Source organism: Stenotrophomonas sp. UBA7606 (genome assembly GCF_002477705.1).
In the GTDB taxonomy this organism is placed as follows: domain Bacteria; phylum Pseudomonadota; class Gammaproteobacteria; order Xanthomonadales; family Xanthomonadaceae; genus Stenotrophomonas.
The window spans coordinates 36,853-62,617 of record NZ_DLJW01000113.1 but is presented as its reverse complement, the minus strand read 5'-3'; the positions used below and the strand labels follow the sequence as shown (position 1 = coordinate 62,617).

Annotated in this window: 23 protein-coding genes and 1 riboswitch; of the genes, 14 read left to right on the top strand and 9 right to left on the bottom strand. The window is 64.8% G+C overall.

Translation table 11 applies throughout. The features are described from left to right. The first annotated feature begins 173 nt into the window (after positions 1 to 173). From B2527_RS14840 to B2527_RS14825, 4 genes are all read left to right on the top strand, one after another. Positions 174 to 797 carry a CDP-alcohol phosphatidyltransferase family protein gene (locus B2527_RS14840; protein WP_293715203.1) on the top strand — a complete coding sequence of 208 codons (624 nt, stop codon included), beginning with the start codon at positions 174 to 176 and terminating at the stop codon, positions 795 to 797. Next, positions 797 to 1,390, top strand: a complete 594-nt coding sequence (locus B2527_RS14835; RefSeq protein ID WP_293715201.1) for a lysophospholipid acyltransferase family protein — start codon at positions 797 to 799, stop codon at positions 1,388 to 1,390. Before B2527_RS14840 ends, B2527_RS14835 begins: the two co-directional genes overlap by 1 nt. Positions 1,391 to 1,467: 77 nt before the next feature. Further along, positions 1,468 to 2,370: a phosphatidate cytidylyltransferase gene (locus B2527_RS14830; protein ID WP_293715355.1), complete on the top strand. Its 903-nt coding sequence runs from the start codon at positions 1,468 to 1,470 to the stop codon at positions 2,368 to 2,370. Between the two features lie 146 nt (positions 2,371 to 2,516). Then, positions 2,517 to 3,038, top strand: a complete 522-nt coding sequence (locus tag B2527_RS14825) for an acyl-CoA thioesterase (protein WP_293715198.1) — start codon at positions 2,517 to 2,519, stop codon at positions 3,036 to 3,038. 266 nt (positions 3,039 to 3,304) lie between these two features. Here B2527_RS14825 and ppc read toward each other — a convergent pair whose 3' ends face one another. Continuing rightward, positions 3,305 to 6,016 carry a phosphoenolpyruvate carboxylase gene (gene ppc, locus B2527_RS14820; RefSeq protein ID WP_293715195.1) on the bottom strand — a complete coding sequence of 904 codons (2,712 nt, stop codon included), beginning with the start codon at positions 6,014 to 6,016 and terminating at the stop codon, positions 3,305 to 3,307. Positions 6,017 to 6,338: 322 nt separating this feature from the next. Further along, positions 6,339 to 8,843, bottom strand: coding sequence for a prolyl oligopeptidase family serine peptidase (locus B2527_RS14815; protein WP_293715192.1), 2,505 nt, complete (start codon positions 8,841 to 8,843; stop codon positions 6,339 to 6,341). Between the two features lie 114 nt (positions 8,844 to 8,957). Next, positions 8,958 to 9,064: riboswitch (S-adenosyl-L-homocysteine riboswitch) on the top strand. A 32-nt stretch (positions 9,065 to 9,096) separates the two neighbouring features. Here B2527_RS14815 and ahcY point away from each other — a divergent pair. From ahcY to B2527_RS14795, 4 genes are all read left to right on the top strand, one after another. Further along, a complete protein-coding gene (ahcY, locus tag B2527_RS14810; protein ID WP_293715189.1) occupies positions 9,097 to 10,542 on the top strand; it encodes an adenosylhomocysteinase in 1,446 nt (481 codons plus the stop codon). 406 nt (positions 10,543 to 10,948) lie between these two features. Then, positions 10,949 to 11,749 (top strand): aminoglycoside adenylyltransferase family protein, encoded by an 801-nt coding sequence (locus B2527_RS14805; RefSeq protein ID WP_414717102.1) that lies wholly within the window; start codon positions 10,949 to 10,951, stop codon positions 11,747 to 11,749. 61 nt (positions 11,750 to 11,810) lie between these two features. Beyond that, complete coding sequence (locus B2527_RS14800) at positions 11,811 to 12,026, top strand: DUF4287 domain-containing protein (protein WP_293715186.1); 216 nt, start codon at positions 11,811 to 11,813, stop codon at positions 12,024 to 12,026. A 74-nt stretch (positions 12,027 to 12,100) separates the two neighbouring features. Then, positions 12,101 to 12,556, top strand: coding sequence for a GyrI-like domain-containing protein (locus B2527_RS14795; protein WP_293715183.1), 456 nt, complete (start codon positions 12,101 to 12,103; stop codon positions 12,554 to 12,556). 121 nt (positions 12,557 to 12,677) lie between these two features. Here the strand turns inward: B2527_RS14795 and B2527_RS14790 are convergent, their stop codons facing one another. After that, a complete protein-coding gene (locus B2527_RS14790) occupies positions 12,678 to 13,442 on the bottom strand; it encodes an SDR family oxidoreductase (protein ID WP_293715182.1) in 765 nt (254 codons plus the stop codon). Positions 13,443 to 13,720: 278 nt separating this feature from the next. Between B2527_RS14790 and B2527_RS14785 the strand changes: the two genes are divergently transcribed. From B2527_RS14785 to B2527_RS14775, 3 genes are all read left to right on the top strand, one after another. Further along, positions 13,721 to 14,092 (top strand): DUF4124 domain-containing protein, encoded by a 372-nt coding sequence (locus tag B2527_RS14785; RefSeq protein ID WP_293715179.1) that lies wholly within the window; start codon positions 13,721 to 13,723, stop codon positions 14,090 to 14,092. 70 nt (positions 14,093 to 14,162) lie between these two features. Continuing rightward, positions 14,163 to 14,525 carry a VOC family protein gene (locus B2527_RS14780; RefSeq protein WP_293715178.1) on the top strand — a complete coding sequence of 121 codons (363 nt, stop codon included), beginning with the start codon at positions 14,163 to 14,165 and terminating at the stop codon, positions 14,523 to 14,525. Between the two features lie 78 nt (positions 14,526 to 14,603). Beyond that, positions 14,604 to 14,900, top strand: a complete 297-nt coding sequence (locus tag B2527_RS14775; RefSeq protein WP_293715175.1) for a hypothetical protein — start codon at positions 14,604 to 14,606, stop codon at positions 14,898 to 14,900. Here the strand turns inward: B2527_RS14775 and B2527_RS14770 are convergent. From B2527_RS14770 to B2527_RS14755, 4 genes are all read right to left on the bottom strand, one after another. Continuing rightward, on the bottom strand, positions 14,897 to 15,868 hold the full coding sequence (locus B2527_RS14770) for a T6SS immunity protein Tli4 family protein (RefSeq protein ID WP_293715172.1): 972 nt from the start codon (positions 15,866 to 15,868) through the stop codon (positions 14,897 to 14,899). The genes B2527_RS14775 and B2527_RS14770 overlap by 4 nt on opposite strands. 160 nt (positions 15,869 to 16,028) lie before the next feature. Continuing rightward, positions 16,029 to 17,558, bottom strand: a complete 1,530-nt coding sequence (gene proP / locus B2527_RS14765) for a glycine betaine/L-proline transporter ProP (RefSeq protein ID WP_293715169.1) — start codon at positions 17,556 to 17,558, stop codon at positions 16,029 to 16,031. Positions 17,559 to 17,873: 315 nt separating this feature from the next. Continuing rightward, positions 17,874 to 18,287, bottom strand: a complete 414-nt coding sequence (locus B2527_RS14760; protein WP_293715166.1) for a DUF2809 domain-containing protein — start codon at positions 18,285 to 18,287, stop codon at positions 17,874 to 17,876. After that, complete coding sequence (locus tag B2527_RS14755) at positions 18,271 to 18,825, bottom strand: DUF3228 family protein (RefSeq protein ID WP_293715164.1); 555 nt, start codon at positions 18,823 to 18,825, stop codon at positions 18,271 to 18,273. Before B2527_RS14755 ends, B2527_RS14760 begins: the two co-directional genes overlap by 17 nt. A gap of 185 nt (positions 18,826 to 19,010) precedes the next feature. Here B2527_RS14755 and B2527_RS14750 point away from each other — a divergent pair, with 185 nt between their 5' ends. From B2527_RS14750 to B2527_RS14740, 3 genes are all read left to right on the top strand, one after another. Beyond that, positions 19,011 to 19,763 carry a hypothetical protein gene (locus B2527_RS14750; protein WP_293715161.1) on the top strand — a complete coding sequence of 251 codons (753 nt, stop codon included), beginning with the start codon at positions 19,011 to 19,013 and terminating at the stop codon, positions 19,761 to 19,763. A gap of 89 nt (positions 19,764 to 19,852) precedes the next feature. Continuing rightward, positions 19,853 to 20,683 carry a methylenetetrahydrofolate reductase [NAD(P)H] gene (metF, locus tag B2527_RS14745; protein WP_293715159.1) on the top strand — a complete coding sequence of 277 codons (831 nt, stop codon included), beginning with the start codon at positions 19,853 to 19,855 and terminating at the stop codon, positions 20,681 to 20,683. Positions 20,684 to 20,735: 52 nt separating this feature from the next. Then, positions 20,736 to 21,359, top strand: a complete 624-nt coding sequence (locus tag B2527_RS14740; RefSeq protein ID WP_293715156.1) for a DUF4124 domain-containing protein — start codon at positions 20,736 to 20,738, stop codon at positions 21,357 to 21,359. 9 nt (positions 21,360 to 21,368) lie between these two features. Here B2527_RS14740 and B2527_RS14735 read toward each other — a convergent pair whose 3' ends face one another. Then, positions 21,369 to 22,322, bottom strand: coding sequence for a Nudix family hydrolase (locus B2527_RS14735; protein ID WP_293715153.1), 954 nt, complete (start codon positions 22,320 to 22,322; stop codon positions 21,369 to 21,371). Positions 22,323 to 22,853: 531 nt separating this feature from the next. Then, complete coding sequence (secA, locus tag B2527_RS14730) at positions 22,854 to 25,565, bottom strand: preprotein translocase subunit SecA (RefSeq protein WP_293715150.1); 2,712 nt, start codon at positions 25,563 to 25,565, stop codon at positions 22,854 to 22,856. Between the last annotated feature and the right edge of the window lie 200 nt (positions 25,566 to 25,765).

The window sequence follows — 25,765 nt, the reverse complement described above, 5'->3', positions numbered from 1 at the left end:
AAAGCCAAAGCCAAAGCCACAACAAAAGCCAAAGCCACAACAAAAGCGACCACAGAAGCAGAGGCTGGAAAGCCCACTCCGCACATCTTCAACAACACCCTCCCCACCCACCTCTACCGCCACAACGCCATCCAATCTGTCCCCCGTCACCGCCAATGCACTACCATCGGCCCATGGGAAAGGAAGACCGTCGACCAATTGCCGCCCGTTCCACCGGCTGGGCCCGAGCCCTCAGCGCCGCGCTGGCACGCTCATCCGTCACACCGAACCAGATTTCGGTACTCAGCATCTTCTTTGCTGCCGCAGGCGCCGCCGCATTGCTGTACTGGCCCGGCATCCCCGGCCTGATCGCCTGTGCCGTCGGTATCCAGCTACGGCTGATCTGCAACCTGCTCGACGGCATGGTGGCAATGGAAGGCGGCAAGCAGACCCCCACCGGTGCGCTGTACAACGAGTACCCCGACCGCATCGCCGACTCGCTGTTGATCGTCGCCCTGGGCTATGCCGCTGGCATGCCGTGGCTGGGCTGGCTGGGGGCCCTGCTCGCCGCACTCACCGCCTACGTGCGCCTGTCCGGCGCCAGCCTCGGCCTGCCGCAGGATTTCCGTGGGCCCATGGCCAAGCAGCACCGCATGGCGGTGCTTACCATTGCCTGCGTACTGGCCATCATCGAACAGTTGGTCGGCAATACCGCCTACGTACTGCCTACAGCCGCCATCGTCATCGCCGCCGGCTCGCTGCTCACCTGTATTACCCGCATCCGCGCCATCGCCGCGCAACTGAAGGCAAGTGCCTGATGCTATCCAGCCTGCTGGTCGCCGCCGTCAAGGTCTTCATTGGCGCCTACCCACGCTGGGCAGGCAGTCGCCCCACCGACACCCAGCGCATCTACTTCGCCAATCACGCCAGCCATCTGGATACCGTGGCACTGTGGTCGGCATTGCCGCCGGCACTGCGCGAGCGTACCCGGCCAGTGGCCGCGCGCGATTACTGGAGCAAGGGCGTACGCAAGGTCATCGCCGACAAGGGCTTCAATGCGGTATTGATCGAGCGCGACCGCAGCAAATGCGTTGGCGATCCGCTGCAGCCACTGCATGACGCACTGGATGCCGGCGATTCACTGATCCTGTTCCCGGAAGGCACCCGCAACCACGAGCCGCTGCCGCAGCCGTTCAAGGCCGGCCTGTTCCACCTCGCACAGCACTATCCGCATGTGGAACTGGTGCCGGTGTACCTGGACAATGCACGCCGTGCCCTGCCCAAGGGCAGCCTGGTGCCGGTACCGCTGGTGTGCACGGCGCGTTTTGGTGCGCCGCTCAACCGCATCGCCGATGAGGACAAGGCGCAGTTCCTGGAACGCGCCCGCAACGCCGTGGTGGAGCTGGCATGAACAACGTCTTCCAACAGCTGCCGCTGGGCAGTTTCCTGCAGCAGGCCATCGACCGCGCACCGCCCAGCTTCTGGTGGATGATCGGTGGCGTGTTCGGCGTGCTGATACTCGCCAGCGCGATCGGCTTCATCCTCGGCCGGGTCAAGCCCGGCTCGGTGGTGGACAACCTCAACGCCCGCATCCGCGCCTGGTGGGTGATGGCCGCGGTGCTGCTGTTCTGCTTCGTCCTCGGCAAGATCGCGACGCTGGTGTTCTTTGGCCTGCTGTCGTTCTTTGCATTGCGTGAGTTCATTTCGCTGACGCCCACCCGCCGCGGCGATCACCTGGCGCTGTGCCTGTGCTTCTATGTCGCCATCCCGCTGCAGTACTGGCTGATCGGCATCGACTGGTACGGCCTGTTCGTGATGTGCATCCCGGTATACGGCTTCCTCGCCCTGCCGGCGGTATCTGCGCTGTCCGGTGACACCGAGAACTTCCTGGAGCGCAACACCAAGATCCAGTGGGGTGTGATGCTCACCGTGTTCTGCCTGAGCCATGCACCGGCGCTGATGCTGCTGCGCATCCCCGGCTACGAAGGCCAGAACCTGATGCTGCTGTTCTACCTGCTGTTGGTGGTGCAGCTCAGCGACGTGCTGCAGTACGTGTTCGGCAAGCTGTTCGGCAAACACCTGCTGGCGCCGCTGGTCAGCCCGTCGAAGACGGTGGAAGGCCTGGTTGGCGGCGGCCTGGCAGCGACCGGCGTGGGCGCGGCGCTGTGGTGGATCACCCCGTTCTCGCCACTGCAGTCGGCGGCACTGTCGCTGCTGATCGTGATCTGCGGCTTCCTGGGTGGGCTGGCACTGTCGGCAGTGAAGCGCAGCCTGGGTGCCAAGGACTGGGGCGAGATGATCGAAGGCCACGGCGGCATCCTCGACCGGTTGGATTCGGTGGTGTTCTCCGCGCCGGTGTTCTTCCACGTGGTGCGTTACAACTTCCAGTAAGGCCCCCCCTGTAGTGCCGAGCCATGCTCGGCAGAGGTCTTCCCGGTAACGCACCTTGCCGAGCATGGCTCGGCACTACATTCGGCTGCCGCGCACGCCACGCGCCTACGGTGTAGCCTGCTCGTCCCGCATCTGCAGTTGTTGCCATGAACGAACACAAAGCCCACCAGTTGTCGATGACCGTGTTGATGTCGCCGGAGATGGCCAATTTCTCCGGCAAGGTCCACGGTGGCGCGATCCTGCGCCTGCTCGACCAGGTCGCCTATGCCTGTGCCAGCCGCTATGCAGGCAACTATGTGGTGACCCTGTCGGTGGACCAGGTGACCTTCCGCCAACCCATCGCCGTGGGCGAACTGGTGACCTTCCTGGCCTCGGTGAACTACACCGGCACCTCGTCGATGGAAATCGGCATCAAGGTGGTGGCCGAGGACATCCGCAAGGGCGCGGTACGCCACGCCAACAGCTGTTTCTTCACCATGGTGGCGGTGGATGACGATGGCCGGCCGACGCCGGTACCGCCGCTGCAGCCTGAGACCAGCGATGAGAAGCGGCGCTTCGCGGCCGCGCAGATCCGCCGCCAGCTGCGCCAGGAAATGGAGCAGCGTCATCTGGAGCTGCTGCAGAGCAATCCCTCGGGCGAGGCCGATTTGTCGGTGCCGACTGCATAGGACTTTTGTGGGAGCGGCGTGAGCCGCGAAGCTGGCAGGCCTGTAGTGCCGAGCCATGCTCGGCAGGGGCGTTACTAGTCGAGCCCCTTGCCGAGCATGGCTCGGCACTACGGTTTGGCTTTGCTGGGAAGGCCTCTGCCGAGCATGGCTCGGCACTACCTTTTTTTGGCTTTGTTGGGAAAGCCTCTGCCGAGCATGGCTCGGCACTACCTGTTTGGCTTTGCTGGGAAGGCTTCTGCCGAGCATGGCTCGGCACTACATGCTGGTTAGCCGGTGTTCTGCACGCCCTGCGATACGCCGTTGACGCAGGCCACCAGCGCGCGCAGCAGGCCTTCGTCCTGGCGGTCGCTTGCGCGCCAGCGCTGCAGCAGGTCCACCTGCAGGATGCTGATCGGGTCGATATAGGGATTGCGCAGGCGGATCGACAAGGCCAGCCGCGGATCCTGTTCCAGCAGTTCCTGCTGGCCGCTCAGGCGCTTGACCCAATGCGCGGTCAATGCCAACTCCTCGCGGATCAGCGGGAAGAACTGATCATGCAGCGGACCGGCCAGCCGCGAGAACTGTTCGGCGATGTGGATGTCGCCCTTGCTCAGCACCATCGACATATCGTCGAGGAAGGTCTCGAAGAACGGCCAGTCGTGCGCCATCTCGCGCAAGGTCTGCTCATGCCCGGCATCGGCCGCCGCCTGCAGGCCACTGCCCACGCCGAACCAGCCCGGGATCACCGCACGCGCCTGGCTCCAGGCAAACACCCATGGAATCGCGCGCAAGTTGCTCAGCGCCGCATCCTGGCCCAGACGCCGCGAGGGACGTGAGCCCAGGGTCATGCGCTCGATCACATCGATCGGCGTGGCCTGGCGGAAGTAATTCATGAACTGCGCATCGCCGACAAAAGCGCGGTAGGCCACCGAGCTCTTTTCGGCGACCAGCGCCATCACCGGCTTCCACTGCTCCTCGCGCGGCTCCTCGGCACGCGGGCGCAGGCTGGCGCGCAATACCGCGCCAGCCGACTGCTCCAGCGAGCGCAACGCCAGGGCACGGATGCCGTACTTGCGATGGATTACCTCGCCCTGCTCGGTGACACGCAGGCGGCCACCGATGCTGCCGCGCGGCGAGGCGTTCACCGCATGCGTGGTCTTGGTGCCGCCGCGGCTGATCGAACCACCACGGCCGTGGAAGAAGGTCAGCTTGACGCCGTATTCGGCGGCGGTATCCAGCAGCTCCACCTGGGCATGCTGCAGGCCCCAGCGCGAGGCAGCGATACCGCCGTCCTTGCCGCTGTCGGAGTAACCCAGCATCACCATCTGCACGTTGTCGCGCGCGGCCAGATGCGCGCGGTAGACCGGATCGGCCAGCAGGTCGCGCAGCGTGGCGGTGCCGCGCTGCAGATCGTCAACGGTTTCAAACAGCGGTGCGATATCCAGCGGCACGGCATTGTCCGCATGGACCAGGCCACCGCGACGCGCCAGCGCCAGTACCGCCAGCACGTCACCGCGATCATGCGCCATCGAAATGATGTAGCTGCCCAGGGCATCGGCACCGTGGCGACGGCGTGCGTCGGCCAGCGCCGCGAATACCTTGTCCAGGCGCTGCCCGGCCTCGTCCTCGCCACGTGCCAGCACTGCGCTGCCGGCCGCATACGGCGACAGCAGCTGCGCGCGGGCGACATCGTCCAGCGCATCGAACGCATCCTGCCCGCCCAGCACTTCGGCCAGCGCGCGCGAATGCACGCTCGACTCCTGCCGCACATCCAGCCGCGCCAGATGGAACCCAAACGTGCGCACCCGCCACAGCAGGCGACGCACCGAGAACCAACCGGCATGCTTGCCCTTGTTGGCTTCCAGACTGTCCAGGATCAGCTGGATGTCATGGATGAATTCTTCCGGCGATGCATAGGCGCCCGGCGCATCTTCCACGGTGGCCTGCAGGCGTGCACGCATGCGGTCGTTGAGCAGGCGGTACGGCATGTCGGCGTGACGCGGGCGCGACTTCACCTGAGGCAGCAGCTGCTGGTATTCCACCACGCGTGCCAGCACCTGCTCGCTGACACCGACCAGTTCGGTCGATTGGCTGAGCAGGCTGGCCAGCGCCAGCATGTCCTTCAGGTACAGCGCGAGCACGGCGTTGCGCTGCGCGTTCAAGGTATTGGTGATGGTGCCGGCGTCCACGTTCGGATTGCCGTCCATGTCACCGCCCACCCAAGTGCCGAAGCGCAGCAGGCGTGGCAGCGGCAGGGTGCGACCCCAGGTGTCGCGCAGCGCCTGTTCCAGCGATTCGTAGAACACCGGGATCACCCGGTACAGCACGCGGGTCAGGTAGAAGCCGACATGCTCGCGCTCATCATCCACGGTTGGCCGCACCGGCGAGGAATCGGCGGTCTGCCATGAGGCGGTCAAGGCCATGCGGAATCGTGCCGCATCAGCCGCCTGTTCGCCCGGCGTACGCTGGCCGTCGAGGTTGTCGACCAAGGCGGCAACCATCAGCTGTTCTTTTTCCAGCAACGCGCGACGCACCGCTTCGGTGGGATGCGCGGTGAACACCGGTTCGATGTCGATCTGCGGCAACCACTGCGCCAGCTCTTCCGGCGTCACGCCCTGCGCCTTCAGCGCAAGCAGGGCGTCATGCAGGCCTTCCGGCTGCGGGCGCTTGGTACCTGCACGCTGGTAGTCGCGACGGCGACGGATGCGATGCACGCGCTCGGCGATGTTGACCACCTGGAAGTAGGTACTGAAAGCACGCACCAGCGACTCGGCATCGCGCGGCGAACGGCCAGCCAGCTGCGCGCTGAGCGAAGCCAGCGGTGCCTGGCTTTCGCGTCGGGCAATCGCTGCCGTACGCACGTCTTCCACCTCGTCGAGGAAGCCGGGCGATACCTGTTCGGAAATCAGATCACCAACCAGCGCGCCAAGGCGACGTACATCGTCGCGCAGAGGCAGGTCGGGGGTGGCGAAGACAACGCTGCTGCGGTACTCGTTCATCTACGACGGAGAGCCTGAAGAGCGGAAACCCGTCAAGCCTACCGCAAAAATCGGCACAATTTTGCGGTGCACCAAACCTGAAACAGTTGCATTTGAATGTTGTCTGGCCGCTGTCCTTTTGGACAGAAAGGTACGCAGGATCAGTCAGTTCGAGGACATGACGAAATGGCAGCGCTTCACCTGTAGTGCCGAGCCATGCTCGGCATGGGGCATTACCGGTAACGCCTCTGCCGAGCATGGCTCGGCACTACATTGGGCACCAACGACTACCCCTCCCCAGCCCTCCCCTTTGCGCTGCGCGCAAAAGGGAGGGATTCGTTCGTCAGCGCTTCTTGCCAGCTTCGGCACCCAACCAGCGGTCCAGCCAGTCTTCGCTTTCGGCCAGCATGGTCATGATCGACTCGCGGGCGCGGTAGGCATGCGATTCGTTCGGCAACATCACCAGCCGCGAGGTACCGCCCAAGCCCTTCACTGCGGCGAACATGCGCTCGCTCTGGATCGGGAAGGTGCCGGAGTTGTTGTCGTCCACGCCGTGTATGAAAAGGATCGGGTCCTTGATCTTGTCGGCGTAATTGAACGGCGACATCTTCTGGTAGACCTCCTGCGCCTGCCAGTAATTGCGCTCCTCCGCCTGGAAACCGAACGGCGTCAGCGTGCGGTTATACGCACCCGAACGCGCGATGCCGGCCTTGAACAGGCGCGTATGCGCCAGCAGGTTGGCAGTCATGAACGCGCCGTAGGAATGGCCACCCACGGCGATGCGCTCGCGGTCACCCACGCCACGCTTCACCACCTCATCCACCGCCGCCTGCGCACTGGCCACCAGCTGCTGCACATAGGTGTCGTTCGGCTCGGTGTCACCCTCGCCGACAATCGGCATGGTCGGGTTGTTCAACACCACATAGCCCTTGGCCAGGAACGCCTGCGGACCCCAGTAGCTGATCGCATTGAAGCGATGCGGCGAGCCGCTGACCTGGCTGGCATCGGCCGCGGATTTGAACTCGGCCGGGTAAGCCCACATCAGCACCGGGCGCGGACCGTCCTTCTTCGGATCATAGCCGGGCGGCAGCAGCAGGTCGGCGGTCAGCTCGACGCCATCGTTGCGCTTGTAGCGGATCTGCTCCTTCTTCACCCCACGCAGCTGCGGCAGCGGATGGGCGAAGTGGGTCAGTTCGACCGGCTGCGCATCGGCGGCCAGGCCACGGGCAAACAGATTGGCCGGCACATCATTGGATTCTCGGTAGGTCAGGATGCGACCGCCCTCGCCTTCGATGATGCCCAGCGGCATTTCGTAATACGGCGCCTGCGAGTGGAACAGGCGCTCGCTCTTGCCGCTGGCCAGATCCACGCGATCCAGGAACGGACGGTCACCTTCGGCCGATGCGCCCGCACCGATGCGGAAGAAGGCCTTGCCATCATCACTGAGCTGCAACCGCGCACGGCCTGCATCATCACTCTGCAGCAGCGGTTCACCGGGGTCCCCGTAGCGGTCATCCTCGGAGCGTTCGCTCAACAGGGTGGCCGGCTGGTCCAGATGGTCCGGCGCGATCTTCCACTGCTTCACTTGGCGGCTCTTCCACCAGTATTCGTCGAGCAGGGCCAACTCACCGCTGGACCAGGTGGCGCCGGCATAGCGCGAGCCCAGCTGCGCCAGGGTTGCCGGCGGCTTCTCGAACGGCGCGGACTGCATCATCACCGCATCGCGCACCTTGGCCTCGCGTGACGGATCACCGCCGTCCTGCGCCTCGGCCCAGACCAGCGTGGCCGGCGCATCGGCGCGCCAGCTGATCGAACGCACGCCGGTGGGCACGGCATCGTTGCCGGTGGGCAGGCCATCCACCAGCGGCAGACGCGCCACGGTGTGCACCAGCTTGCCCTGCGCATCCAGCACTTCGATATCGCGCGGGAAGCGGCTGACCGGCACCGCATAAGAGAACGGCCGCTGCACACGCTGGCTCAACAGGTAGTTGCCATCCGGCGAGGCCGACAGGCCCAGGTAGATGCCAGCAGCGCCCACCGGCTTGCTGTCACCGGTGATCGACACCCGCACCGGCTGGGCCTGCAGGTAGTAGGCGAACAGGCGCGCGTCGTCTTCGTTCTTCAACAGGTCCTGATAGGTGCGCACCGAGCGCACGCCCTGCCCGGCCTCGGTCTGCTGCACGGCCGGCCCAGTGGGCACGCCATTGCCCTGCGGCGGTTCCCCCTGTCCGGCCGGGCGCTGCAGCACCAGCAGTGCGTCGCCGCCCGGCAGCCAGGCGTAACCGTTGCCGACAATGCTGTTCAGGCGCTCGGCCACACGCCGCGCACTGGCGGTCTGCACATCCACCAGCCACAACTCATTGGCGCCGCTGGCCGGGTCCAGCTGGTTGAAAGCCAGGTACTTCTGGTCCGGCGACCATGCCAGCGAGGCCACCGACAACGGCTGCGGCAGGCCGCTGATCTGGCGCTCCTTGCCATCGGCGGTGGACGCCAGCCACAGCTTGCTGCCGAACGAGAAGCGGCTGTCGGATACGGTTCTGGGATTGATGCGCAGGCCGGCCAGCTTCAGCTCCGGGGCCGCCACCTGGGCGATGGACGGCAGCGCCGGGGTCTGCAGCAGCGCAGTCAGGTCACGCTTGGGCGACAGGTACAGGCTGGGCGCACGCGGGGCGTCCACCACCGCCTGCAGCGCGGCCGATGGCAGCCGGTAGCCTTCACCCTGCTGCTTGGCCTGCGGCGGCACCACCGGGCTCAGCGCCAGCACCGGTGGCACGGCCAGCAACAGGCCGGCACACAGCACCAATGCGGCCGAGGCGTGGCGGCGACGGCGGGAGGGGGACAGATTCATGGCAATCCTCAAACACAGGGACAATGGGCCAACTTAACAATCCCCATCAGCACTGGCCCCTGCCGTTGGTTGGGCCTGCGGAAGCCGGGCGCGCCCGGGATATAATGGCCAGCCCGTTCCGAGGGGCGCTGCGACCGCTGGATGAAGCTGGCCATGCCTTGCATGGACACCCCACGGCCAGGCTCGGACGGTCTTTCATGCAACAACGGCGCCCGGCGAACGCGAGCCTGCTCGCACCACACCGGAGCTTTGAATGAACGCTGTTGCCTCGACCTTCTCGCAGGAAGGTGATTACAAGATCCGCGACATCTCGCTGGCCGATTGGGGCCGCAAGGAACTGGACATCGCCGAGCACGAAATGCCGGGCCTGATGTCGATCCGTCGCAAGTACCAGGCCGAGCTGCCGCTGAAGGGCGTGCGCGTCACCGGCTCGCTGCACATGACCATCCAGACCGCGGTGCTGATCGAAACGCTGAAGGACATCGGCGCCAACGTGCGCTGGGCCTCGTGCAACATCTTCTCCACCCAGGACCACGCTGCCGCCGCGATTGCCGCCACCGGCACGCCGGTGTTCGCCTGGAAGGGCGAGTCGCTGGAAGAGTACTGGGACTGCACCCTGGACGCGCTGACCTTCACCCTGGCCGACGGCACCCTGACCGGTCCGGAGCTGGTGGTCGATGACGGCGGCGACGTCACCCTGCTGATCCACAAGGGCTACGAGCTCGAGAACGGCAGCAACTGGGTCAATGAGCCGGCCTCCTCGCACGAAGAACAGGTCATCAAGAACCTGCTCAAGCGCGTTGCCACCGAGCGCCCGGGTTACTGGGGCCGCGTGGTCAAGGATTGGAAGGGCGTCTCCGAAGAGACCACCACCGGCGTGCACCGCCTGTACCAGCTGGCCCAGGCCGGCACCCTGCTGATCCCGGCGATCAACGTCAACGACTCGGTCACCAAGAGCAAGTTCGACAACCTGTACGGCTGCCGGGAGTCGCTGGCCGATGGCCTGAAGCGCGCAATGGACGTGATGTTGGCCGGCAAGGTGGCCGTGGTCTGCGGCTACGGCGACGTGGGCAAGGGCTGTGCTGCTTCGCTGCGTGCCTACGGCGCGCGCGTGGTGGTCACCGAAATCGACCCGATCTGCGCCCTGCAGGCCGCGATGGAAGGCTTCGAGGTCAACACCATCGAATCCACCCTGGGCCGTGCTGACCTGTACGTCACCACCACCGGCAACAAGGACATCATCCGCATCGAGCACCTGAGCGCGATGAAGGACCAGGCCATTGTCTGCAACATCGGTCACTTCGACAATGAGATCCAGGTCGATGCGCTGGTGGCTTACAAGGGCGTGCAGCACATCAACATCAAACCGCAGGTGGACAAGTACGTGTTCCCGAACGGCAACGCGATCTTCCTGCTGGCCGAAGGCCGCCTGGTCAACCTGGGCTGCGCCACCGGCCACCCGAGCTTCGTGATGTCCAACTCGTTTGCCAACCAGACGCTCGCACAGATTGACCTGTGGGCGAACAAGGACAGCTACGAGAACAAGGTGTACCTGCTGCCGAAGAAGCTGGACGAAGAAGTGGCCCGTCTGCACCTGGAGAAGATCGGCGTCAAGTTGACCCCCCTGACCCAGGAACAGGCCGACTACATCGGCGTACCGGTCGAAGGCCCGTTCAAGCCGGACCATTACCGCTACTGATCGGCAAAGCCCTGCCTTGCTCAAGCCCCTCTCCCGCCTGCGGGAGAGGGGTTGGGGTGAGGGCAGCTTTTGGCTGGTAAAGCCTCTGCCGAGCATGGCTCGGCACTACAGTTTGAGCCCCTCTCCCGTTCACGGGAGAGGGGTTGGGGTGAGGGCAGCTTTGGCTGGTGAAGCCCCTGCCGAGCATGGCTCGGCACTACAGCTTGAGCCCCTCTCCCGTTCACGGGAGAGGGGTGGGGTGAGGGCAGCTTTGGCTGGTGAAGCCCCTGCCGAGCATGGCTCGGCACTACAGTCTTCTCGCGCACGCTGGAAGGGTTAGAGTGCAAGCTTTGCAAAGAACGGGCGCCGCAAGGCGCCCGCTCTGTTTACGGCACAATCGGTGCGACACGATTGTCTGCCCGACGCCATGACTGCACCTGTCCCCGAAGCCATCACCCCACAGCTCGCCCTCGCCTGCGAGGTGATCCAGCAACAACTGGCAGCCAACCTGCTCGCCATTTACCTGTATGGCTCCGCGCTCGACGGTGGTTTGAAGCCACGCAGCGACATCGATCTGCTGGTGATCGTGGCCCAGCATCCCGACACCGTCACCTTGCGACATCTGCAACGTGAACTGCTGGCGATCTCGGCACCACCCGGCCAACATCCAACACTGCGCGCCTTGGAAGCGACGGTGATCGCGCAAGCTGAAGTGATGCCCTGGCGCCATCCCGCACGCCGTGAACTGCAGTTCGGCGAATGGCTGCGCCAGGACATCCTGGCCGACATCCTGGAACCACCCACGCTGGACCCGGACCTCGCCATTCTCCTTACGAAGGCACGCCTGCACAGCATCGCCCTGCAGGGCCCTGCCATCACCGCGCTGCTGCCGCCGGTAGCCAAGCGCGATTTCCAGCAGGCGCTGGCCGACACGCTGTTGTTGTGGAATAGCGCGGAGGACTGGGATGGTGAGGAAGCCCACATCGTGCTTACCCTGGCACGCATCTGGTACAGCGCGCAGACCGGAAACATCGCGCCGAAGGATGTCGCCGCCGACTGGCTGCTGACGCAGTTGCCGGCACACCATCACGCCATTGTCAGCCAGGCCCGGCAGCTGTATCTGGGCCAGGGTGACAGCACTCCCCACTGGCCTGCGGCCGAGCTGGCGGCATTCATTCACGCAGCCAAGGCACGCATTACCGAAATCCTGGCGACACGCCCGCACTGAATCGCCAACGCCCGCGCTTTACCGCATCATTCCCAAGCTCCTCCCTTTGCAGGAAACGCCGATGAGCAGCAGCGAAAAAGTCCAGGGCCCGGCGTCGTATTTCCCGTCCATCGAGAAGACCTACGGCAAGCCAGTAGCGCACTGGCTGCAGCTGCTCGGTACGCTCGAGGACAAGAAGCACATGGAACAGGTGGCCTTCCTCAAGGAGCAACACAAAATCGGCCATGGCCACGCCAACGCCCTGGTCGCCTATCACCGTGCGCAGAGCGGAAGCTGACAGCCGCCATCGAACGCCCTACGCATCAGCGGCCCCCTTTCCCGTCGACGCCTCCTCTGACAAGAAACACCTACATGCAACCCACACTCATCGAACGTCCCGCCTTCACCGTCATCGGGATGGAGGCACTCTTCCGCGAAGGCGAAGATGGCTACGCCGAACTCTGGCAGCGCTTCATCCCGCGCGAGGACGAGATCACCGGCAAACTCGAACCTGTCGTCAGCTATGGCGTCTGCGCGCCACAACCCGATGGCACCGTCCGCTACATCACCGGCCTCCAGGTGGCTGCAGACGCACAGATTCCGGAAGGCATGGTTCGCTTCCAGGTTCCTGCGCAACGCTATGCCGTGTTCACCCATACCGGCACCGCCGCGCAGATCAGTGCCAGCTTCCATGCCATCCACGATCATCTGCTAGCCGAGCATGGACTGCAGGCCAGGGACGGCGTTGATCTGGAGCGCTACGACGCGCGCTTTGACGATCCGTTTGATCCGGCCTCGCAGATGGAGCTGCACATTCCGGTGCATTGAGCGGAAACGCGAACAATGCAAACGCCGCCTTCTGTCGAGGATCACCACCAACTTCGGCGGCAGGCGGCCAACCGGAGCAGACGGGCGCCGCAAGGCGCCCGTCTGGCATGCGCTCAACGTATCAACCGCGGTGAATGGACACGCCACCGTCCACCAGCATCGCCGCGCCAGTCATGAACGAGGACTGGTCCGACGCCAGGAACAGCGCCGCCGCCGCCAGTTCGCGCGGTTCTGCAATCCGCTTCAACGCATGCATGCGCGCCACCTGCGCCATCGCTTCCGGCGAGCCATTCATCTCATGCGCCATCGGGGTATCGGTGCCGCCAGGCAACAAGGCATTCACCCGCAGGCCCTGCGGTCCGAACTCCGAGGCCAACGCCTGGGTCAGGCCGATGATGCCGGACTTGCTGGCCGCATAGGCTGCCGCGCCGGCAAAGCCTGCCGTATGGCCGACAAAGGTCGAGGTGAAAATCAGGCTGCCAGCACCGCTGCGCAACAGCGCCGGCACCTGGTATTTGGCGGCAAGGAACATCGCAGTGAGATTGGTATCCAGCGTGCGCTGCCAATCAGCCTGCTCCAGCGCCGTTGTAGGCCCCAGTGGCCCCATCGTGCCGGCGTTGTTGAACGCCGCGTCCAGCCCGCCGTAGCTGTCCATCGCCAACGTCACCAGTGCCTTGGCGAAACTCTCCTGACAAACGTCCCCGGCCAGCCAGACCGCCCTGCCGCCGGTACCGGCAATCTGCGCAGCCAGCTGTTCCAGTGCAGTGCCCCGCCGTGCGGCAAGCACCACGGCCGCACCGTTGGCGGCAAACAACGTGGCCGCGGCACGGCCGATACCGGAACTGGCACCGGTGATGATGATGGATTTCCCTGCCAGCAGTTCCATGCGTACTCCATCCGCAATGAAGAACCTGCATGCTGCAACAGCCAGACGCCCCGCACCGGCCACATCCGGACGCAGCATCGCCCGGTGATCGACAAGCGGCTACACGGGCTGATACCCGACCGGTGAAACCGCAGGGGGTGCTCCCGGGTCAGGCAACGGTGCATGTTCGGCCAGCTTGCTGCCCTGGTACTGGTGAGCGGCCCCGTCTCCCCCTACCATCGCCAATTCAGCAGGGCCCGCCCGGGTCAGGCTTGTGATCCCCCGGCAAGGAGCCCTGCATGACAAAGACCTGTCTGATCCTTCTGGCCCTGGCCACGTTCCCGGCCAGCGCGCAGCCCGTTTACAAGTGCAGCAGTACGCAGGGCGTTACCCGTTACCAATCCACACCCTGCGAGGCCGGCGAGACCTCCGCACGCCGCCAGCATGCGCCTGCGTCGATGGGCGCAAACGGCCCTGCACCCGATCCCACGGGCGTCACCGTGATACCTGGCCAGCGCCGCGTGCAGGTGCGTTACACCACCACAGCGGGCAACGAGCAGTGCGATGGCGCCAAGGCCATGCGCACCGCGGCGCTGGCAGCGGCCGGGGCGCAGGCCACCCCGTCCATGCGTGCAGGCCTGGACCGGGACGTGCAGAATGCCTGCAGATGAACCTGCCGGCGTAGCCAGGGCAACGGCGTGCCTGCACCCGTTGCGCCACCTGTAGCCCCCGGAGAACGCCATGTCGGAACCGACCCATACCCGTTACACACTTGCCGTACTGGACCTGGCGCGCTCCACCGACTACTACGCATCCGTGCTGGGCTTGGCCATGGATTTCGCCGCGCCGGGCTGGAGCTTCATGTCACGCGGCAGCTTCCGGGTGATGCTGGGCGAATGCACCGATGCGATCCCGCCGCAGGAATTGGGTGATCATTCCTGGTATGGCTATGTGACGGTTTCCGATGCCACGGCCCTGTTCCAGGAATACCGCGCCGCGGGCGCCGAATTCACCCAGCCGCTTGCCGACAAACCCTGGGGCATGCGTGAATTCGGTGTACGCACCATCGACGGCCACCGCCTGATGTTCGGCCAGGAACTCTAGCGCAGCACGCAACACCGCAATGCAGATCCAAGGAAGTTCCGTGTAACCACACGCAGCATCTGATCAGGAATCACCCGCATGCAGTGGATTGATGATCTCGAAATGGAAGCCTGGAACACCGTGATCGAAGAGCTGGTCTGGCACCTGCGCAACGGCCGCACACCTACCACCATCACCCGCAGGTTCGAGCCAGAGCGTGGCATCGAGTTCCGCTTCAGCAACGCCGCCGCCAGCTTCCTTGCCATCGCTGATACGTCACTGGAACAACACTGGAAGGATGCCGTCGCCATCATCGGCCGCTTCCCTCAGCTCAATGCCACCCGCCTGCATTGCGGCTGCGCCGATCCAGCCGCACCGCACCGGGTGCAGGCCTAATCCGCGTCAGGCCTTGCTCGCAGGCTGCCGAGCAGCTGATCCCATACCTGCAACGCCTCCTCATCACTGCTGAACGCAGTTGCCGTCTGCGTGCCCAACTGCAACGACAGGAAGGGCCGCTGCAAGGATTCCGGCTGCCCTTGGAACTCCCACAGGAACCGGTACTCCGGACCGTCATCGGTATCGCTACGAACCATTAATTCGTCGCCTGCCAGCCCATCGACGCTGCGCTTGCCGGCACGCAACCGCACCGTGCCCGCTGGCAGCACACCTGCACGCTGCAACAGTCCGCGGTCAGGCCTGCCCACCACGCGCGACATCAGGCTCGCCCCCGCCCCTGCATGGCCAGGCACCTGAAGTGCCACGGTCAGTTCCTCGGTATTGAGGCGTGCCCCCCGGATGAAACCCGAATCGATGCAGAACCCAGGCCCCGTCGGCAAGGTCGCCGCATCCCGGTAGTGGATGCGTGGGCGCAGCGCGCGAAGATTGTCGATCGCCGCCGGCAGCCTTGCCGCATCGGTCTGCGCACTGACAAGGAACAACACCCGCTGCGCCGGATCATGGATGTGCAGCTCCTGCAGTTGGCCGGCACGGCTGCTGTCACTGAGCCATGAGGTCTGCACGACGGAAGTGTCATCCAGGCGGGTGCTGCCTACCCACATGCTGCCGCCATCACGATGCCGCGCCTGCCGCAGCTCGCTCTCGCGTGCGGCAAGCAGCTGCTGGAAGTCGGCGTGACCTATTCCATGCCGTGTGGTGACGCGCTTGGCTGCATGGATGTAGAGGGGCTGCGCAGCAGGCGCCGGCAACGCGTTGACAAGAAAGCGCCCAATGCAGGCGCCGCCGGCAGGGACGCCCATTGGCCCAGGCCCGGCCACGGCCTTGCCCATCGCCGCCAGCACCAGCAGGGCAATAGTTGCCGCGGCGCGCCGACCGCTGCGGTTGCAGCGTCCCGTCTTCGAAGTCAACGCATTGCGCTCCATGCACCGTCCTGTTCGGGATCCAAAGCCAGCTTCGCCGACGCCATCGCCGGGCCGACAGAATCTGCAGGGCATACCCTGCCCTGCAGATCCTACCTCTGTGCGCGCCCGGGATGCGTCAGGACGAGGCGGACGCGGCTGCCGGACCTCAGGCCAGATCCGGGTGCCGGTCCACCAACCCCTGCTTGCGGCGCTCCAGTTCGGACAGCTTCGCCTGCAGGTCACTGATCTCACCATCCAGCTCTTCCACGCTGGCTTCGATGTGGTCGTAGGCCTGCTGCAGCAGTTCGCGGGCCTCGCGCCGGTTGGACGCGTTGGGGGTGTCGCCGCGCAGTGGCTTGTTGGCGGTTTCACGCATGAACCAGGCCGTCACCAGCCCGATGCACGCGACCACCATCAGGTAGTACGCCGGCATCATCAGGTTGCCGGTTGCTTCCACCAACCAGGCGGCGGCTGTCGGGGTGACACCCGCGATGATCACCGAGATGTTGAATGCCGTAGCCAACGCGCTGTAGCGCACACGGGTGGGAAACATGGCCGGCAAGGTCGAGGCCATCACCCCGATCAGGCAGTTCAGCAACACCGCCAGCAGCAACAGGCCAACGAAGATCCAGCCGATGTTGCCACTGGTGATCAGGTGGAACGCCGGGATTGCCGCCACCAGCAAGCCCAGGCTGCCGGCCGCGATGAAGGGACGGCGACCAATGCGATCACTGGCCATCCCCACGAAGGGCTGCACGAACAGCATGCCCACCATCACCACGATGATGATCAGCACGCCGTGGTCCTCGGAGTAATGCAGGTTGTGCGCCAGGTAGGTGGGCATATAGGTCAGCAGCATGTAGTAGGTGACATTGGTCACCAGCACGATGCCGACGCAGACCAGCAGCGACCGCCAGTACGTGCTGACGATCTCCTTGAAGGAAATACGTGGCGCGCTGCCCACTGCGTCCTGGTCCTCCTTTTCCATGCGCTCCAACTGCTCGGTGAAGGCAGGCGTTTCCTCGGCGGCATGACGCAGGTACAGGCCGATCAGGCCCAACGGCGCAGCCAGGAAAAACGGGATACGCCAGCCCCATTCGAGGAACTGCGCCTCGCCGACAATACTGCTGAGCAGTACCACCACACCGGCACCGGAGACGAAGCCGATGATGGATCCGAAGTCCAGCCAACTGCTCAGGAAGCCGCGGCGACGGTCAGGCGAGAACTCGGTCACGAATACCGCCGCACCGGTGTACTCGCCGCCCACGGAGAAACCCTGAGCCAGTTTGCACAGCAGCAGCAGAATGGGCGCGAGGATGCCGATGCTTTCATAGGACGGAATCAGGCCAATGCAGAAGGTGCTGATGGCCATCAGGATGATGGTGGCCGACAACACCTTCTGTCGTCCAAAGCGGTCCCCCATCACACCAAAGAACACGCCCCCCAACGGCCGCACCAGGAAGGGCACCGAGAACGTCGCCAAGGCGGCAATCGTCTGCACGCTGGGCGAGGCGTCCGGAAAAAACACCTTGCCCAGTGCGTAGGCAACAAAGCCATAGACACCAAAGTCAAACCACTCCATGGCATTACCAAGGGCGGCGGCCGTTACCGCCTTCTTGACCTTGGCCTTGTCGATGACAGTGATGTCGTCGATCTGGAGCGGCGCGTTGCGATTGTTGGAATCATCTGCGGACATGCAGGACCAATCCTCCCGAGTTGGATGGGATACGTGCACGGACATGCGGGAAAACCCGGCGCAGGCCGATATGCGCACGAATGAATGACCCACGGCGCAGCCGCGGGAACGGTCGGGGACAGAAAGAACCGGGATGGACCCGGAAAAGGCGCGATGCCAAGCTGTCCAGGTACCCGCAGGCCAAGGCCTTGCGTCAGACGCAACGGGATACCAAGCCCAACAAGCTTAACGAAACAGGCGTTAAGAAGACTTAAAGAGACGACAAATCCGCGACTGAACACGGGCATACACGCGTTTCACGTCGCCATCTTCGCTTCAGCGGATTATCCGATGCGCGGTTTTCACTACTGCGACCAGCCCACAGCCCACCGCATAACAGGCGATATCGCCCCACGAAAACGTGTTGCCGATGACCGTATACATCACGTCGCCGCGCACGAAACCCAGGCGCTCGGCCATGCCGAAATACTGTGCCAACTCCACCAGGCAGGCAAACAGAAATACCGCCCACAGCAGCACGCGATCGTTGATGCATAACACGCTGCGTGCGGCCGCGTACAACAGCACCACCACCAGCACATCGCCCAGGTAGGCACGTACCCAGGCCACGTGCGGCAGGCCCATGGCGATGATCAGCTCAACCGCGAAGACCAGCACTGCAAGCAACAGGTAACGACCATTGAATGCAAACACCGGGGCTGACCCGCCATGCTCAACGCCAGTTTGCATTTGCCTGCCAGAACTCCACCGCACGCTGGTACGCGGCGCGATCGATTGGTACACCGGACCCGCCCTCCTCCACACCCAGGGCATTGCGCATCATGGTGATCGGCGCCATGGGGATCTCTTCCGGCGTGGCGGTGTACAGGCAACCAACCACACCCCAGTCCGCATCGATTGGGGAGCCCTCCTTCTGCAGCTGCTCCCGGCTGTAAAGGATTACCACCAGGTAGTTCGCCACCGGCACATCCACACCTTCAAACCAACGCACCAGCACCGGCAGTTCGTCACGGTTGCGCGCCTCGTAGGCCGAACGCAGCAGGTGGCGGTTTTCATCGGTCACCGGCACGGTCAGGCAGCGGGTAGTGGTCCAGTTGCGATAGACATGGAGCTTGCAGAACGGCGCATAGCCATCGAGCACCACATCGGCTGCGTTCGCGTTCAAATACTGCTCGAACTGCTCGGCACTGCAGTCCTGGATGGTGTTCGGGCGCGGCGTGCGCGGAAACAGGCGGGGGCGGGCAAACGGCGTCAGGTAGATGGACATCATCACTTCCAGCAATGGCTGGCGGCATTGTCGGCGATGCCAGCTTCGACGGGAACCGCGATGGCCAACCCCACCTGCAAGAACGCTTGATCGCTGAACCGCCGCACCTGCCTGCACACCACTCCGACAGCCTTGCGACAACCTGCCCGCGACAGTGCCAACGTCACTCCTACCGGGCTGCGCCCATGCCCCGCGACGAACTTGTCAGCAAGGTCCCCGCCATCACCCTCGGCTTCTGGGTCACCAAGATCCTGGCCACCACCCTGGGGGAAATCGGCGGCGATGCCGTCACCATGTCGATGCACCTCGGCTACCTGCTCGGCACCGCAGTGTTCGCCACACTGTTCATCCAGGCAGTGCGAGCGCAGATCCGCGCGCAGCGCTTCCAACCCTGGACCTACTGGTCGGCCATCACCGCCAGCACCACCGTCGGCACCACCCTGGCCGACTACGTCGACCGCTCGCTGGGTATCGGCTACACCGGCGGCACGGCACTGTTGCTCGGCCTGCTGTTGCTGACTCTGTGGGGCTGGCACCGCAGCACCGGCAGCGTCTCCGTCAGCCGCATCACGACGCCACGCGATGAGATGTTCTATTGGCTGACCATCACCTTCTCGCAGACGCTGGGCACGGCATTGGGCGACTGGGCCGCTGATACCCAGGGGCTGGGCTACGGCGGCGGCGTTGCGGTGTTGGCCGGGCTGCTGGCGCTGGTTGCCCTGCTGTACTGGCGCAGCCAGCTCTCGCGGACACTGCTGTTCTGGATGGCCTTCATCCTGACCCGCCCGTTGGGCGCGGTGGTCGGTGATTTCCTCGACAAACCCCTGGATCACGGTGGATTGGCACTGAGCCGATACGCTGCCTCGCTGGTGCTGCTGCTGGCCATCGTGGCCTGCGTGGCCCTGCTGCCGCAGCGTCCGGCACCGCGGGCGCACTAGCGGCGCCGCGCAGTCACGCCTGCAACCATTGCATATCCATCTTGATGGAGAGATATAATGGCCGGCAATCCGCCCCGCACGGCTGCCCCATGACTGCTCTCAGCTTCGAGTTCTACCCGCCCAAGACCGACGACCAGCGCGCCCAGCTGGACCGTACTGCCGCAAAGCTCAAGGACCATGCCCCCGAGTACGTGTCCTGCACCTTCGGCGCCGGCGGCTCCACGCTGAGCTACACCTCCGAAACCGTGCGCCACCTCAACCAGCACCACGGCCTGCAGGCGGCCCCCCACCTGTCCTGCGTTGGCGGCACCCGCGAGGAGATCCGCGAGCTGCTCAAGCTGTACCGCGCCATTGGCGTCAAGCGCATCGTCGCCCTGCGCGGCGACCTGCCCTCGGGCATGGGCTTTCCCGGCGACCTGCGTTATGCCTCGGAACTGATCAGCTTCATCCGTGCCGAACACGGCGACGCCTTCCGCATCGAAGTCGGCGCCTATCCGGAAACCCATCCGCAGGCCAATGACGCGCTGGCCGACCTGCGCCACTTCAAGACCAAGATCGATGCCGGTGCCGACGCTGCGATCACCCAGTACTTCTACAACGCTGACGCCTATTTCCACTTCGTCGATGCGGTGCGTGCGCTGGGCGTGGACGTGCCGATCATCCCGGGGGTGATGCCGATCTCCAACTTCAGCCAACTACGGCGGTTCTCCGAGCAGTGCGGCGCCGAGATCCCGCGCTGGATCAGCAAACGCATGCAGGCCTTCGGCGACGACGCCGAATCCGTGCGCAGTTTCGGTGCCGACGTGGTCGCGTCGCTGTGCGAACGGCTGATCGACGGCGGCGCGCCTTCGCTGCACTTCTACACCCTCAACCTGGCCAAGCCGACCAACGCCGTGCTGCAGCGCCTGGGCCGCCGCTGAACACCTACATTCGTCACATCCGGCGTGCGCGGACAACCGCTACCCTTGTGTGATGCGAATCGTGTTGGTTCTACTGCTGTGCTGCAGCGCCCTGCTCGCCCCTGCGGCGCAGGCGCAGAAGATCAACCGCTGCACCAATGCCCAGGGGCAGACGGTGTACGGCGACAAACCCTGTGAAACCATGGGCGCGCGCGCACGGCTGCTGCCGGCACCGCGCGCGACGGGCAGCGCCGGCCTGTACCGCGACAGCTGCGCACGCCGCTTGAGCGAAGTGGTGGGCCTGATCCAGAGCGCCAGTGATGCCCGTGACCCCAACCGGTTGTCCAGCATCTACCTGTGGACGGGTCTGTCCAATGCCGCCGCCACCCGCGTCATGGACCGGCTGGACGAGATCGTGCAGCGGCCGTTGCTGGACATTGCACCGGTATTCCCTGAGCCGCCACCCTACGAGCCCGAACCCACCCTGCCCTTCACCTATACCGATGGCACACCGGTGGAACCAGGCGCGGCAAGCACTGGCGAGGCGAGCGAGTCTGCGCCCGCCCCGCCAGCCCCCTATGCGCCACGGCGGCCGGTGGCACTGCGCCTCGAACAGACGCTGCCACGCAGCAACACGCCCACGCGCACCATTTTCCACCTGCGCCGGCAGTACAACTGCTTCTGGATAAGCCTGTAGGGGCGGGGCTCAGGCCGGCTGCAGGGCCGGCCACAGGCTGCGGATGGCCGCTACGCCCAGTGCGCCATGCCGGCGGGCGGTGACCACGTCGGCAGGCGCCAGCCCGCCAATCGCATACAGCGGCAGCGACACCCGCTCGCGCAGTTGTTCAAACCCTTCCCAGCCCAGCGCCAATGCACCCGGATGGCTGGCCGTGGCCTGTACCGGCCCCAGCACCGCGAAATCGCAACCCAAGCGCTGGGCTGCCTGCAGCTGCGCAAGGTCGTGGCAGGACGCGGCCACCAGCTGCGACCCTGGCAAGGGGCGTGCATCGAGCTGGAGCAGCTGCTCCCCGCCCAGATGGACGCCCACCCCCAGCTCGCGGGCAAGCTCGATGTCGCGGTTGAGCAGCAGCTCGGCCTGGCGGCCGAAACGGGCCACCGCTGTGCGCGCCAGCTCGGCACGATCCGCCTCGGCCGGTGTACGCAGCTGCACACGGCGCAGGCCGCCATCGATGGCACTCTCCAGCCCCGCCAACCAGGCCTCGGCACCGCCACCGGCGTCCGGCGTCACCAGATAGCATTCGGGCTGGTGCAGGGCGGCCACCACCGGCAGATCCGCCGGCGGCATCGAATAACGGCCGAGCTTGTCGGCATTGACCCAGGTGATGGCCTGGCCTTCGCGGCCGCGTGCGGTGCCTTTCCATTGCCGCACCATGCGCACTTCCAGGCGCAGGCGCTTGTCCGGATACAGCTGCGGCACTTCCATCACCCACTCGCCCACCTCGGCCTCGATGCCCAGCTCTTCATGGAGCTCGCGCACCAGCGCCTGTTCGGAGCTCTCGCCGGGCTCGCGCTTGCCGCCGGGGAACTCCCACAGCCCGGCCATGTCGCTGTTGCCGGTACGGCGGTTGAGCAGGATGCGGCCGCGTGCGTCGGTGATGACCGCGGCGACTACGTGGATTGAGCGTGAAGGAGATGTCATGCCCCGAGAATGCCGAAAATCGCACTACCAACGCAATCTTTCCTGCGGGGCAGCGGTTGCGGGGGCTGGGGGCGGCTGAACCTGGCGCCGCGGATTCCGGAACAAGGGCGGTAGTGCCGAGCCATGCTCGGCCTGGGGCTTTGCCGATGGTGCCCCCTGCCGAGCATGGCTCGGCACTGCCGGGATTGCTTGTGATGCCCCCCTGTCGAGCAGGGCTCGGCACTACCGGGATTGCTTGTGATGCCACTGCCGAGCGTGGCTCGGCACTACCTGGGTTGCTTGTGATGCGCCTGCCGAGCCTGGCTCGGCACTACCGGGATTGCTTGTGATGCCCCTGCCGAGCATGGCTCGGCACTACCTGGATTGGCTGGGATGCCCCTGCCGAGCATGGCTCGGCGCTACCTGGGTTGCTTGTGATGCCCCTGCCGAGCGTGGCTCGGCACTACCTGGATTGGCTGGGATGCACCTGCCGGATGCTGCCGGGCATTGCGGGTAGCAAAGAAAAACCCCGCCGGGGCGGGGTTTTCCTGATCAGCTCAGCTGGCCGTGGCAGTGCTTGTACTTCTTGCCACTGCCGCAGGGGCATGGGTCGTTGCGGCCGACCTTGGGGGCGTTGGCTTCGTCGAGCACGTCCGCTGCCTCTTCGTCAGCGCTGTAGCCGCCGTTGTCCTGGTGCTGGAACTGCGACATCTGCAAACGGGCTTCGGCCTGCTGGCGCTCCAACTGCTCCATCGCCGCCACTTCTTCCTCGCTGCGCACGCGGACCCGCGAAAGCATGGTGATCACTTCGCGCTTGACGTTCTCCAGCATGTCCGAGAACAGCTCGAAGGCTTCCTTCTTGTACTCCTGCTTGGGCTGCTTCTGCGCATAACCACGCAGGTAGATGCCCTGGCGCAGGTAGTCCATGCGGGCCAGATGCTCCTTCCAGCTCTGGTCCAGCACGGTCAGCATCACGTGCTTTTCCAGTGCGCGCATGGTCTCGGCGCCAACCGCGGCTTCCTTCTGCGCGAAATGCTCGTCCATGTGCTCGGCCACCTTGTTGGCGATGGCCTCGGCGTCCAGTTCCTCGTGCGCCTTGACCAGGCCAACGACGTCCATCTGCACGCCCAGCTCGCCTTCCAGCGTGGCCTGCAGGCCCTGCAGGTCCCACTGCTCGTCCACCGAGTTCGGCGGCACGAAGCGGGCAACCAGGTCATAGATCACGTCGCCGCGGATACCGTCGATGTTTTCCTTCACCGACTCGGCGTCCAGCAGCTCGTCGCGCTGGCCGTAAATCACCTTGCGCTGGTCGTTGTTGACGTCGTCGAAATCGAGCAGGTTCTTGCGGATGTCGAAGTTGTGCGCTTCCACCTTGCGCTGTGCCTTCTCGATCTGACGGCTGACCATGCGGTCTTCGATGACGTCGTCTTCCTTCATGCCCATCATGCGCATCGCCTTCTGCACCCAGTCAGAGGCGAAGATGCGCATCAGGTTGTCTTCCAGCGACAGGTAGAAGCGGGACGAACCCGGGTCACCCTGACGGCCGGAACGGCCACGCAGCTGGTTGTCGATACGACGCGATTCGTGGCGCTCGGTGCCGACGATGTGCAGGCCGCCGGCCGCCTTGACGGCGTCGTGGCGCTCCTGCCAGGCCGCCTTGACGGCCGCCTTCTGCGCATCGGTAGCGTCCTCGCCCAGCTCATGCAGCTCGGTTTCCAGCGAGCCGCCGAGCACGATGTCGGTACCACGGCCGGCCATGTTGGTGGCGATGGTGACCGAACCCGGGCGGCCGGCATTGGCAACAATGGTCGCTTCGCGGTCATGCTGCTTGGCATTGAGCACTTCGTGCTTCACGCCCGCCTTGCGCAGGTGCTCGGACAGCATTTCCGAGGTTTCGATCGAAGTGGTACCCACCAGCACCGGCTGGCCGCGCTTGGCGCATTCCTCGATGTCCGCCAGCACCGCGTTGAACTTGCCCTTGCGGTTGAGGAACACCTGGTCCGGGTAGTCCTTGCGCACGGTCGGCTTGTTGGTCGGGATGACCAGCACTTCCAGGCCGTAGATGCTCTGGAATTCGAACGCTTCGGTATCGGCCGTACCGGTCATGCCGGACAGCTTCTTGTACATGCGGAACAGGTTCTGGAAAGTGATGCTGGCCAGCGTCTGGTTCTCACGCTGTACCGGCACGCCTTCCTTCGCTTCCACCGCCTGGTGCAGGCCGTCGGACCAGCGGCGGCCGGCCAGGGTACGGCCGGTGAATTCGTCGACGATGACCACTTCGCCATCGCGCACGATGTAGTCCACGTCACGCTGGTAGATGGCATGCGCGCGCAGGGCGGCGTTGAGGTGGTGGACCACGGTCAGGTTCTGCGCGGCGTACAGGCCGTTGTCGTTGTCCGCGCCGATGATGCCGGCTTCGCGCAGCAGCTCTTCGGCGTGCTCCATGCCCGCTTCGGACAGGAACACCTGCTTGCCCTTTTCGTCGACCCAGTAGTCGCCCTCGCCTTCCTCGGTTTCCTGCTTGATCAGGCCCGGCACCACGCGGTTGACGCGGATGTACAGCTCCGGGGAATCATCGGCCGGGCCGGAAATGATCAGCGGGGTACGCGCTTCGTCGATCAGGATGGAGTCGACTTCGTCGACGATGGCGTAGTGCAGGCCGCGCTGGTAGCGATCAGCCTTGGTCAGCGCCATGTTATCGCGCAGGTAGTCGAAACCGAATTCGTTGTTGGTGCCGTAGGTGATGTCGCTGCCGTAGGCCTCGCGCTTGTCGCTGTGCGGCATGCCCGGGTAGACCACGCCAACGCTCAGGCCCAGCCAGTTGTACAGCTTGCCCATCTGCGCCGAGTCGCGGCGGGCCAGGTAGTCATTGACCGTGACCACGTGCACGCCCTTGCCTTCCAGCGCGTTGAGGTAGACCGGCAGCGTAGCCACCAGGGTCTTGCCTTCACCGGTGCGCATTTCGGCGATCTTGCCCAGGTGCAGGACCATGCCGCCGATCAGCTGCACGTCGTAATGGCGCATGCCCAGCACGCGCTTGGAGGCTTCGCGGCAGACCGCAAAGGCTTCCGGCAGCACCTTGTCCAGGGCCTCGCCCTTGGCGATGCGCTCGCGGAATTCGGGGGTCTTGGCCTTCAGCTGGTCATCGGAGAGCTGCTGCATCTCCGGTTCCAAGGCATTGATCTTGGCGACGATACGGTTGAGCTGGCGCAGCTGGCGCTCATTGCGGCTGCCAAAAACGCGGGTAAGCAGGCTGTTGATCATTGAAGGAACCGGTTTGAATGAAATGCCGTGCGGCCTGGCTCACCCCCTGGGTTCACCGGTCGCAAACGAAACAGGGCGCAATGCGCCCTGTCGATGGCAACGCCTATTGTAGCTTGGGGCGGACGCTTGGGTTTCAAGCGCCCGTCAACAAGTCAGCCTGGACTGACCTGCCTGCGGGGTCAAGCCCGCCCCGCAAGCGT

Excerpts from the sequence above, each read along its gene's own strand:
- B2527_RS14830 (WP_293715355.1), top strand. The coding sequence starts at position 1,468 with ATGATCGGTGGCGTGTTCGGCGTGCTGATACTCGCCAGCGCGATCGGC.
- B2527_RS14825 (WP_293715198.1), top strand. The coding sequence starts at position 2,517 with ATGAACGAACACAAAGCCCACCAGTTGTCGATGACCGTGTTGATGTCG.
- metF (WP_293715159.1), top strand. The coding sequence starts at position 19,853 with ATGACTGCTCTCAGCTTCGAGTTCTACCCGCCCAAGACCGACGACCAG.
- B2527_RS14755 (WP_293715164.1), bottom strand. The coding sequence starts at position 18,825 with ATGTCCATCTACCTGACGCCGTTTGCCCGCCCCCGCCTGTTTCCGCGC.
- B2527_RS14735 (WP_293715153.1), bottom strand. The coding sequence starts at position 22,322 with ATGACATCTCCTTCACGCTCAATCCACGTAGTCGCCGCGGTCATCACC.
- B2527_RS14740 (WP_293715156.1), top strand. The coding sequence starts at position 20,736 with ATGCGAATCGTGTTGGTTCTACTGCTGTGCTGCAGCGCCCTGCTCGCC.
- secA (WP_293715150.1), bottom strand. The coding sequence starts at position 25,565 with ATGATCAACAGCCTGCTTACCCGCGTTTTTGGCAGCCGCAATGAGCGC.
- B2527_RS14840 (WP_293715203.1), top strand. The coding sequence starts at position 174 with ATGGGAAAGGAAGACCGTCGACCAATTGCCGCCCGTTCCACCGGCTGG.
- B2527_RS14790 (WP_293715182.1), bottom strand. The coding sequence starts at position 13,442 with ATGGAACTGCTGGCAGGGAAATCCATCATCATCACCGGTGCCAGTTCC.
- B2527_RS14815 (WP_293715192.1), bottom strand. The coding sequence starts at position 8,843 with ATGAATCTGTCCCCCTCCCGCCGTCGCCGCCACGCCTCGGCCGCATTG.
- B2527_RS14760 (WP_293715166.1), bottom strand. The coding sequence starts at position 18,287 with ATGCAAACTGGCGTTGAGCATGGCGGGTCAGCCCCGGTGTTTGCATTC.
- B2527_RS14800 (WP_293715186.1), top strand. The coding sequence starts at position 11,811 with ATGAGCAGCAGCGAAAAAGTCCAGGGCCCGGCGTCGTATTTCCCGTCC.
- ahcY (WP_293715189.1), top strand. The coding sequence starts at position 9,097 with ATGAACGCTGTTGCCTCGACCTTCTCGCAGGAAGGTGATTACAAGATC.
- ppc (WP_293715195.1), bottom strand. The coding sequence starts at position 6,016 with ATGAACGAGTACCGCAGCAGCGTTGTCTTCGCCACCCCCGACCTGCCT.
- proP (WP_293715169.1), bottom strand. The coding sequence starts at position 17,558 with ATGTCCGCAGATGATTCCAACAATCGCAACGCGCCGCTCCAGATCGAC.
- B2527_RS14775 (WP_293715175.1), top strand. The coding sequence starts at position 14,604 with ATGCAGTGGATTGATGATCTCGAAATGGAAGCCTGGAACACCGTGATC.
- B2527_RS14750 (WP_293715161.1), top strand. The coding sequence starts at position 19,011 with ATGCCCCGCGACGAACTTGTCAGCAAGGTCCCCGCCATCACCCTCGGC.
- B2527_RS14805 (WP_414717102.1), top strand. The coding sequence starts at position 10,949 with ATGACTGCACCTGTCCCCGAAGCCATCACCCCACAGCTCGCCCTCGCC.
- B2527_RS14835 (WP_293715201.1), top strand. The coding sequence starts at position 797 with ATGCTATCCAGCCTGCTGGTCGCCGCCGTCAAGGTCTTCATTGGCGCC.
- B2527_RS14795 (WP_293715183.1), top strand. The coding sequence starts at position 12,101 with ATGCAACCCACACTCATCGAACGTCCCGCCTTCACCGTCATCGGGATG.
- B2527_RS14780 (WP_293715178.1), top strand. The coding sequence starts at position 14,163 with ATGTCGGAACCGACCCATACCCGTTACACACTTGCCGTACTGGACCTG.
- B2527_RS14785 (WP_293715179.1), top strand. The coding sequence starts at position 13,721 with ATGACAAAGACCTGTCTGATCCTTCTGGCCCTGGCCACGTTCCCGGCC.